11 protein-coding genes are annotated in these 9,032 nt (G+C 73.0%); 8 read left to right on the forward strand and 3 right to left on the reverse strand.

Annotated elements, in window-relative coordinates; all coding sequences use genetic code 11:
* The 3 genes from RIF68_RS16955 to RIF68_RS16965 all read right to left on the reverse strand — a co-directional run.
* Positions 1 to 455: aminoglycoside phosphotransferase family protein (locus RIF68_RS16955; protein ID WP_309052106.1), on the reverse strand; the 455-nt coding region annotated here is incomplete at its 3' end.
* A gap of 32 nt (positions 456 to 487) precedes the next feature.
* The gene (locus tag RIF68_RS16960; RefSeq protein ID WP_309052107.1) at positions 488 to 904 is read right to left on the reverse strand and encodes a ferritin-like domain-containing protein; all 417 of its coding nucleotides are present in this window, start codon (positions 902 to 904) and stop codon (positions 488 to 490) included.
* Positions 901 to 1,464 (reverse strand): hypothetical protein, encoded by a 564-nt coding sequence (locus tag RIF68_RS16965; RefSeq protein ID WP_309052108.1) that lies wholly within the window; start codon positions 1,462 to 1,464, stop codon positions 901 to 903. Before RIF68_RS16965 ends, RIF68_RS16960 begins: the two co-directional genes overlap by 4 nt.
* A 157-nt stretch (positions 1,465 to 1,621) precedes the next feature.
* On the opposite strand from RIF68_RS16965, the gene rimP reads away from it, so the two are divergent.
* The 8 genes from rimP to RIF68_RS17005 form a co-directional block, all read left to right on the forward strand.
* Entirely contained in the window at positions 1,622 to 2,119 is a 498-nt protein-coding gene (gene rimP, locus RIF68_RS16970) for a ribosome maturation factor RimP (RefSeq protein WP_309052109.1), read from the forward strand.
* A gap of 2 nt (positions 2,120 to 2,121) precedes the next feature.
* Positions 2,122 to 3,117: a transcription termination factor NusA gene (gene nusA, locus RIF68_RS16975; protein WP_309052110.1), complete on the forward strand. Its 996-nt coding sequence runs from the start codon at positions 2,122 to 2,124 to the stop codon at positions 3,115 to 3,117.
* 86 nt (positions 3,118 to 3,203) lie between these two features.
* Complete coding sequence (locus RIF68_RS16980; RefSeq protein WP_309052111.1) at positions 3,204 to 3,485, forward strand: YlxR family protein; 282 nt, start codon at positions 3,204 to 3,206, stop codon at positions 3,483 to 3,485.
* A gap of 148 nt (positions 3,486 to 3,633) precedes the next feature.
* Positions 3,634 to 6,714 carry a translation initiation factor IF-2 gene (infB, locus tag RIF68_RS16985; RefSeq protein WP_309052112.1) on the forward strand — a complete coding sequence of 1,027 codons (3,081 nt, stop codon included), beginning with the start codon at positions 3,634 to 3,636 and terminating at the stop codon, positions 6,712 to 6,714.
* Between the two features lie 140 nt (positions 6,715 to 6,854).
* On the forward strand, positions 6,855 to 7,148 hold the full coding sequence (locus RIF68_RS16990; protein WP_309052113.1) for a DUF503 domain-containing protein: 294 nt from the start codon (positions 6,855 to 6,857) through the stop codon (positions 7,146 to 7,148).
* A 29-nt stretch (positions 7,149 to 7,177) separates the two neighbouring features.
* Entirely contained in the window at positions 7,178 to 7,618 is a 441-nt protein-coding gene (gene rbfA / locus RIF68_RS16995; protein WP_309052114.1) for a 30S ribosome-binding factor RbfA, read from the forward strand.
* Complete coding sequence (gene truB / locus RIF68_RS17000; protein ID WP_309052115.1) at positions 7,615 to 8,514, forward strand: tRNA pseudouridine(55) synthase TruB; 900 nt, start codon at positions 7,615 to 7,617, stop codon at positions 8,512 to 8,514. The genes rbfA and truB overlap by 4 nt, the downstream gene beginning before the upstream one ends.
* A gap of 220 nt (positions 8,515 to 8,734) precedes the next feature.
* Positions 8,735 to 9,032: hypothetical protein (locus RIF68_RS17005; protein WP_309052116.1), on the forward strand; the 298-nt coding region annotated here is incomplete at its 3' end.

The raw sequence follows: 9,032 nt of genomic DNA on the forward strand, positions 1-9,032 counted from the left end.
GCCCCCGCGCCCACCGACTCGAAGCCGTGCCCGGCCGGGGGCTCCACCCACAGCCTGCGGACCGTGCCCGCCGCCTCCAGGAGCGCCTTCGCCTCGGGCAGGGACCGCAGCGACACCTCGGGGTGCAGCCGTTCGAGGACGAGCGCGTCCTCTCCGGCCCCGTCGAGCAGCCGGACCGCGCCCCAGCCGTTCCAGTGCGCGAGGGCCGCGCCCTCCAGGTCCGGACGGGCGAACGGCGGCGCGACCTTCAGGGCGGCGGGGGAGTCGTCCGAACGGCGCACGAGGAGGACCAGGCTGCCCCGCCCGCCGGGGGCGACCACCCGGTCGGGGGAGAGCGACGCCCGGCCGACCGCCCGCTCGACCAGGCCGGGGAGCGCTGCCAGCCAGTCGGACGCCACGTCCCCGTAGGTCTCACCGAGCCCCCTGACAAGTCGCTGCGGCGGTTCGAAAGCCATGCGTGTCCTTCTGGTCGGGGCCCGGGCCGGACTCACACGCGCTCGGCGAGCCCAGGAAAGGTTACGCCGGTGCCGCGCCAGCGGACGGCTCGTACCGCCGCCTCCCGCAGCGAGGCGGCGGCCTCGGCCCGCAGCGGGCCCTCGGCCGCCCGGACGAGATCGGAGTAGACGCCGGCCACCCGGTCCTCCAGGTCGGCGGCCAGCCGCACCGCTCCCGCCGGGTCGTCCACCGCGAACGGCAGCCGGTACGCGGCCGCGGCGGCGACCGGCGCGCCGCCGAGGTCCCGCACGGTCCGCCGCAGGGCGTCCCGCCGGGCCCGGTGGGCCTCGAAGGCGGCGGTGGCCTCCGCCTTGCGGTCCGTACCGATCCGGCCACCGACGACGCCGTACCCGTACACCGCCGCGTGCTCGGCGGCCAGGGCGGCCTGGGCCGCGTCGAGGGCGCTCACGGGCGGGCTCCTTCGGTCAGCAGGAAGGCGTGGGCGGCGCCGGCGGCGGCCACGGAGGCGAGCAGCCGGGCGTACTCCGGCGGGGCGGTGAGCAGGGCCGCGGCGTGGGCGTCGGCGGCCCTGCGGGCGGCGGACGCCAGCTCACCCAGCGCGGCCGCCGGGTCGGCCGGCACCGGAGCGGGCGCGGCCGTCGCGGCCACCGCCGGCGCGGTGGGGGAGGAGGCGGGGGCCGTGGGCGTGGCGGGGGCGGGCCGGGCGTCGGTGCCGCCCTCGCCGAGCGCCTTCACGTGCGCGGCGGCCGACGCGCGCAGCGGGCCGAGCCGGGCGGCGAGCGGGGGATGGGCGGCGAGGGTGGCGTCGTAACGTTCCACCAGGGTTCGCGCCGTCGTCACCGACCGCTGCCGCAGCGCCGCCTCGGCGCGCGCCACCCGTTCGGCCCGCGCCCGCTCGGCGCTCGCCCGCCGCGCGCCGCCGTCCCCGGAGGTGCAGCCCGCGAGGACCGCCGAGGCCCCGGTCGCCGCGCCCGCCGCCAGGAGCGCGCGCCTGCCCGTCGTCGTCACGCTCTCTCCGTTCAGTTCGAAAGATCGTCAGATCACCGCAGGCGAGCGTACCCGCGGCCCCCGGGCCGGTGGGCGGCAACACCCTCGCGGACCGGATACCCTTTGATCTGACACGCGACGAACCCACAACAGCACACGCGGCCGAGGAGTCACCCGGATGAGCACCACCCAGAGCGACAGGCTGCGCGGACTCATTGAGCCGCTCGTCCACGCGAAGGACCTGGATCTGGAGGAGATCGAGGTGTCCCGGGCCGGCCGCCGCGGACTGCTGAGGGTCGTCGTCGACTCCGACGAGGGCGTCGAACTGGACGCCTGTGCCGAGCTGAGCCGCGCGATCTCCGAGAAGCTCGACGAGACCGACGCGATGGGCGAGGGCGAGTACGTCCTCGAAGTCAGCTCCCCCGGCGCCGACCGGCCCCTCACCGAGCACCGCCACTACGTCCGGGCCACCGGACGGCTGGTGCGTCTGCAGCTCTCCGAAGGCGGGGACCTGGTGGCCAGGATCCTCGGCGTGGACGAGGACGGTCTCGACCTGGAGGTGCCGGGCGTGAAGGGCCGCAAGGCCACCGCCCGCCGGATCGGCTTCCCCGAGATCACCAAGGCGCGTGTCGAGATCGAGTTCAACCGCAAGGACAAGAAGGAAGAGGAGGCGTAGCCGTGGACATCGACGTGAAGCTCCTGAAGGGCTTGGCGACCGAGAAGGAGATCTCCTTCGATCTGCTGGTCGAGGCGATCGAGTCGGCCCTCCTCATCGCCTACCACCGCACTCCGTCCGCCCGCCGTCACGCGCGGGTGGAGCTGGACCGTCACACGGGCCACGTGACGGTGTGGGCGAAGGAAGACCCCGCCGACCTGGAGGAGGGGCAGGAGCCGAAGGAGTTCGACGACACCCCGTCGGACTTCGGCCGGATCGCGGCGAGCACCGCCCGCCAGGTGATCCAGCAGCGGCTGAGGGACGCCGAGAACGACGTGACCTTCGGCGAGTACGCGCGCCGCGAGGGCGATGTCGTCGCCGGCGTCGTGCAGCAGGGCAAGGACCCGAAGAACGTCCTCGTCAAGCTGGACGACAAGCTGGAGGCCATCCTTCCGGTGCAGGAGCAGGTGCCGGGCGAGGAGTACACGCACGGTCTGCGGCTGCGGACGTACGTCGTCCGGGTGGCGAAGGGCGTGCGCGGTCCGTCCGTCACCCTCTCGCGCACCCACCCCAATCTGGTGAAGAAGCTGTTCGCCCTGGAGGTGCCGGAGATCGCCGACGGGTCCGTCGAGATCTCCGCCATCGCCCGTGAGGCCGGCCACCGCACCAAGATCGCCGTTCGGTCCACCCGTTCGGGCCTGAACGCCAAGGGCGCCTGCATCGGCCCCATGGGCAGCCGCGTCCGCAACGTGATGGCGGAGCTGCTCGGTGAGAAGATCGACATCGTCGACTGGTCGGACGACCCGGCCGAGATGGTGGCGAACGCGCTCTCCCCGGCCCGGGTCTCCAGGGTCGAGGTCGTCGACATGGCGGCCCGTTCCGCCCGGGTGACCGTGCCGGACTACCAGCTCTCCCTGGCGATCGGCAAGGAGGGGCAGAACGCCCGCCTCGCCGCCCGCCTCACGGGCTGGCGCATCGACATCCGGCCCGACACCGAGCCCGTCGAGCCGCGGGACTGAGCCCCGCGCCGAGAAGTTTTTTGGCCAACAGCTGTTCGATTTTTGCCCCGCACGGGTGAGGTCGCTACGGGGAGGTAGACTTACTAGTGTCTGGCCGGACGCATGCCCGCGTATGCCCTGAGCGAACCTGTGTGGGATGCCGGGAGCGAGCGGTCAAGAGCGAACTGCTGCGGATCGTGATGAATAAGGACGAGTGCGTTCCCGATCATCGCGGTACGCTGCCCGGCCGGGGTGCGTACCTGCACCCCGCCTCGGTCTGTCTCGACCTGGCGGTCCGCCGCCGGGCGTTCCCACGGGCCTTCCGGGTCCAGGGACCGCTCGACACCGCGGCCCTCCGCCACCACGTCGAGCAGGCGGCACGGCAGTGAACAAGAAGTACGGCACGGAACACCGTGCGGTCAGGTACCTCGCGAGTTGGAAGTAGGTCGAGATTGCGATGAGCACTCGATGAGTACGCGATGAGTACGCCCATGAAGTAGCGACGGTCCGGCGGTAACCGGACCTCAAAGGAGCGATGTGGCTAAGGTCCGGGTATACGAACTCGCCAAGGAGTTCGGTGTGGAGAGCAAGGTCGTCATGGCCAAGCTCCAAGAACTCGGTGAATTCGTCCGTTCGGCGTCCTCGACGATCGAGGCGCCGGTCGTGCGCAAGCTGACTGACGCTTTGCAGGGTCCCGGCGGCAACGCCGGCAAGACCGCTGCCAAGCCCGGCGCGCCCCGCAAGGCGGCGCCCACCCCCGCCGCGCCGAAGCCGGCGCAGGCGAACCCCGCGCCGTCCCCGGCGCAGGCGGCTCGTCCCGCCGCCCCGAAGCCTGGCGCGCCCACCCCGGCGCCCAAGCCCGCGGCGGCCGAGAAGCCCTCCGCGGCGCCCGCCCCGGGCCCGCGTCCCACTCCGGGCCCGAAGCCCGCGGCAGCGCCCAAGCCGGCGCCCGCCGCCCCGGCTCCGACCAACCCGGAGTTCACCGCGCCTCCGGCGGCCCCGGCCGCCGGTCAGCGCCCCGGCGGTGCCGCCCCCGGCCCGCGTCCGGCCGGTGCCCGTCCGGGCCAGTCGTCGGCGCGTCCGGGCCAGCAGGCACCGCGCCCCGGCCAGCAGACCCCCCGTCCGGGCGGTGCCCGTCCGGCCGGTCCTCGTCCGGGCAACAACCCCTTCACCTCGGGTGGCTCCACCGGCATGGCGCGTCCGCAGACGCCCCGTCCCGGCGGCGGCGCCCCGCGTCCCGGCGGCCCCGGTGCCGTTCCGGGTGCCCCGCGTCCGCAGGGCGGCCCCGGCGGCGCCCCGCGTCCGCAGGGCGGTGCTCCCGGCGGCCGGCCCACTCCGGGCGGCATGCCGCGCCCGCAGGCTCCCCGTCCGGGCGGCGCGCCCGGCGGTAACCGCCCGAACCCGGGCATGATGCCGCAGCGTCCCGCGGCCGGCCCGCGTCCGGGCCCCGGCGGCCGTGGCCCCGGTGGCCCCGGCGGTCGTCCGGGTGGTCCCGGCGGCGGTGGCGGCGGTCGTCCCGGCTTCGCCGGCCGTCCGGCGGGTCCCGGCGGTGGCGGCGGCGGCTTCGCCGGCCGTCCCGGTGGTCCCGGTGGCGGCGGTGGCCGTCCGGGTGGTCCCGGTGGCGGTGGCGGCGGCTTCGGCGGTCGTCCCGGCTTCGGTGGCCGTCCCGGTGGTCCCGGTGGCCGTGGTGGCACGCAGGGCGCCTTCGGCCGTCCCGGCGGTCCCGCGCGCCGCGGTCGCAAGTCGAAGCGGCAGAGGCGCCAGGAGTACGAGGCCATGCAGGCCCCGTCCGTGGGCGGCGTGATGCTGCCTCGCGGCAACGGCGAGACCATTCGCCTGTCGCGCGGTGCGTCCCTCACCGACTTCGCGGAGAAGATCAACGCCAACCCGGCGTCGCTCGTCGCGGTCATGATGAACCTCGGCGAGATGGTCACGGCCACGCAGTCCGTCTCCGACGAGACGCTGCAGCTCCTCGGCGACGAGATGAACTACCAGGTTCAGATCGTCTCGCCGGAGGAGGAGGACCGTGAGCTGCTCGAGTCCTTCGACATCGAGTTCGGCGAGGACGAGGGCGGCGAAGAGTCCCTGGTCTCCCGTCCGCCGGTCGTGACCGTCATGGGTCACGTCGACCACGGTAAGACCCGGCTCCTCGACGCCATCCGCAAGACGAACGTCGTCGCGGGCGAGGCCGGCGGCATCACCCAGCACATCGGTGCCTACCAGGTCACGACCCAGGTCAACGACGAGGACCGGGCCATCACCTTCATCGACACCCCGGGTCACGAGGCGTTCACCGCCATGCGTGCCCGTGGTGCGAAGTCGACCGACATCGCGATCCTCGTGGTGGCGGCCAACGACGGTGTGATGCCCCAGACGATCGAGGCGCTCAACCACGCCAAGGCGGCCGACGTGCCGATCGTGGTCGCGGTGAACAAGATCGACGTCGAGGGCGCGGACCCGACCAAGGTCCGCGGTCAGCTGACCGAGTTCGGTCTGGTGGCCGAGGAGTACGGCGGCGACACCATGTTCGTCGACATCTCCGCCAAGCAGGGCCTCAACATCGACGCCCTTCTGGAGGCCGTGGTCCTCACCGCGGACGCCTCGCTCGACCTGCGGGCCAACCCGAACCAGGACGCGCAGGGCATCGCGATCGAGTCCCACCTCGACCGCGGCCGCGGTGCCGTCTCGACGGTCCTGGTCCAGCGCGGAACGCTGCGCATCGGCGACACCATGGTCGTCGGCGACGCGTACGGCCGCGTCCGGGCCATGCTCGACGACAAGGGCAACAACGTCGAGGAGGCGACCCCGTCGACTCCGGTCCTGGTCCTGGGTCTCACCAACGTCCCGGGTGCCGGCGACAACTTCCTCGTCGTCGACGAGGACCGCACGGCCCGCCAGATCGCCGAGAAGCGCGCCGCGCGTGAGCGCAACGCCGCCTTCGCCAAGCGCGTCCGCCGGGTGTCCCTCGAGGACCTCGACAAGGTGCTCAAGGCCGGTCAGATCCAGGAACTCAACCTCATCATCAAGGGCGACGCGTCCGGTGCGGTCGAGGCTCTCGAGTCCTCGCTGCTCCAGCTCGACGTCGGTGAAGAGGTCGACATCCGCGTCCTGCACCGCGGTGTGGGTGCGGTCACCGAGTCCGACATCGACCTGGCCATGGGCTCCGACGCCATCGTCATCGGCTACAACGTCCGCGCGGCCGGCCGTGCCGCGCAGATGGCGGAGCGCGAGGGCGTCGACGTCCGGTACTACTCGGTCATCTACCAGGCGATCGAGGAGATCGAGGCGGCGCTCAAGGGCCTCCTCAAGCCGGAGTACGAAGAGGTCGAGCTCGGCACGGCGGAGATCCGCGAGGTCTTCCGCTCGTCCAAGCTGGGCAACATCGCCGGTGTCCTCATCCGCTCGGGCGAGGTCAAGCGCAACACCAAGGCGCGCCTCATCCGCGACGGCAAGGTCGTGGCGGAGAACCTCAACATCGAGGGCCTGCGTCGCTTCAAGGACGACGTCACCGAGATCCGCGAGGGCTTCGAGGGTGGTATCAACCTCGGAAACTTCAACGACATCAAGGTCGACGACGTCATCGCGACGTACGAGATGCGCGAGAAGCCGCGCGCCTGACGCACAGCGGTGAGCCGGGGCCGGTCGGCGGAGATTATTTCCGTCGATCGGCCCCGGCCGTTGCGTGTACGGTTTCAGGTGTCCTCGCCGAGCGGTCGGCGGGGCCACTGACCCCGAACCGGCGGGACATCCGGACACACATGTATGTGGGGACCCTGTCCTTCGACCTGCTCCTCGGCGACGTCCACTCGCTGAAGGAGAAACGCTCCGTCGTCCGGCCCATCGTCGCCGAGCTCCAGCGCAAGTTCTCCGTGAGCGCGGCAGAGGTGGGCGACCAGGACCTCCATCGCAGGGCCCGGCTGGGCGTCGCGCTGGTGTCCGGGGACCCGGGGTTCGTGTCGGACGTGCTCGACCGCTGTGAGCGGCTCGTCGCCGCCCGGCCGGAGGTGGAGCTGCTGTCGGTGCGACGCAGGTTCCACACTGATGAAGACTGATTGAGCAAGGCAAAGAAGGAGACGGACCAGTGGCCGACAACGCGCGGGCGAAGAAACTGGCGGACCTCATCCGGGAGGTGGTCGCGGAGAAGCTCCAGCGCGGTGTCAAGGACCCGCGCCTGGGCACGCACGTGACGATCACGGACACCCGTGTCACCGGTGACCTGCGGGAGGCCACGGTCTTCTACACGGTCTACGGCGACGAGGAGGACCGGGCCAGCGCCGCGGCCGGGCTGGAGAGCGCCAAGGGCGTCCTCCGTTCGGCGGTGGGCCGGGCGGCCGGGACCAAGTTCACCCCGACGCTCACCTTCGTGGCCGACGCCCTCCCGGAGAACGCCCGGACCATCGAGGACCTCCTCGACAAGGCACGGGCCTCGGACGCCCAGGTGCGCCAGGCCTCCTCGGGCGCCACCTTCGCCGGTGACGCCGACCCGTACAAGAAGCAGGGCGAGGACGAAGCCGCCGAATGAGCACCGCAGACAGGACGCCCGACGGCCTCGTCATCGTCGACAAGCCGTCGGGCTTCACCTCGCACGACGTCGTGGCCAAGATGCGCGGGATCGCCAGGACCCGCCGCGTCGGCCACGCCGGCACGCTCGACCCCATGGCCACGGGCGTCCTCGTCCTCGGCGTGGAGCGGGCGACCAAGCTGCTCGGTCACCTCGCGCTGACCGAGAAGGAGTACCTGGGCACCATCCGCCTGGGCCAGACCACCGTCACCGACGACGCCGAGGGCGAGATCACGGCGTCGGTCGACGCGTCGAAGGTCACCCGCGAGCAGATCGACGCGGGCGTGGCCGAGCTCACCGGCGCCATCATGCAGGTGCCGTCGAAGGTCTCCGCTATCAAGATCGACGGCAAGCGGTCCTACGCGCGCGTGCGCGGCGGCGAGGAGTTCGACATCCCGGCCCGTCCGGTCACCGTCTCCTCCTTCCGGGTGTACGACGTGCGGGAGGAGACCGCCGAGGACGGCACCCCCGTCGTCGACCTGGTCGTCTCGGTGGTCTGCTCCTCCGGTACGTACATCCGGGCGCTGGCCCGGGACCTCGGCGCCGGACTCGGCGTGGGCGGCCACCTCACCGCCCTGCGCCGCACCCGGGTCGGCCCGTACAAGCTGGACGCGGCCCGGACGCTCGACCAGCTCCAGGAGGAGCTCACGGTCATGCCGGTCGCCGAGGCCGCCGAGGCGGCCTTCCCGCGCTGGGACGTGGACGAGAGGCGGGCCCGGCTGCTCCTGAACGGGGTCCGCCTGGAGATGCCCGCCTGCCCGCAGGGGCCGGTCGCGGTCTTCGGGCCGGGCGGGACGCTGCTCGCGCTCGTCGAGGACCAGCGGGGCAAGGCCAAGAGCCTCGCCGTCTTCGGCTGAACCGGCGGGCCCGGGGCCCGGACACGCGCTCACGGTGGGGCGGGCACGCACGCGTGCCCGCCCCACGGCCGTTCCCGGCACGTCCCGTCGCCGTTCCGCCGGCAGACGGCCGCGGATTCACCCGGACGGGGAGGCGCTCGGAGTGAACGGGGGGAGCGCCGGGGGGCGCGTTCCCCTGGTGAGTTTCCCTCGTGATCACCGCCGACCTACCGTCGACACCATGGGACGCGAGGACCTGGCGACGCTGGTACGGATCTGTGATCCGGCGGGCTCGCCGCGCGGCACCGGCTTCCTCGCCGACCACGAGGGCACTCTCGTCACCTCCCACGAGGCCGTCGACGGACTCACCCGGCTCCTGCTGCGCGCCCCCGGCGACCGGACCTGCCTCACGGGCGCCGACGCCGTCACCCCCCTCCCCGAGCACGGGCTCGCCCTGGTGAGGACCCACGGACTCGGCGTCCGCCCCCTGCCGCTCGCGACCCGCCCCGAGACCGAACCCGGCACGTACGTGCGGATCG

It is taken from the genome of Streptomyces sp. (genome assembly GCF_031178505.1).
GTDB classification, from domain to species: domain Bacteria; phylum Actinomycetota; class Actinomycetes; order Streptomycetales; family Streptomycetaceae; genus Streptomyces; species Streptomyces gulbargensis.

Excerpts from the sequence above, each read along its gene's own strand:
- truB (WP_309052115.1), top strand. The coding sequence starts at position 7,615 with ATGAGCACCGCAGACAGGACGCCCGACGGCCTCGTCATCGTCGACAAG.
- rimP (WP_309052109.1), top strand. The coding sequence starts at position 1,622 with ATGAGCACCACCCAGAGCGACAGGCTGCGCGGACTCATTGAGCCGCTC.
- RIF68_RS16990 (WP_309052113.1), top strand. The coding sequence starts at position 6,855 with ATGTATGTGGGGACCCTGTCCTTCGACCTGCTCCTCGGCGACGTCCAC.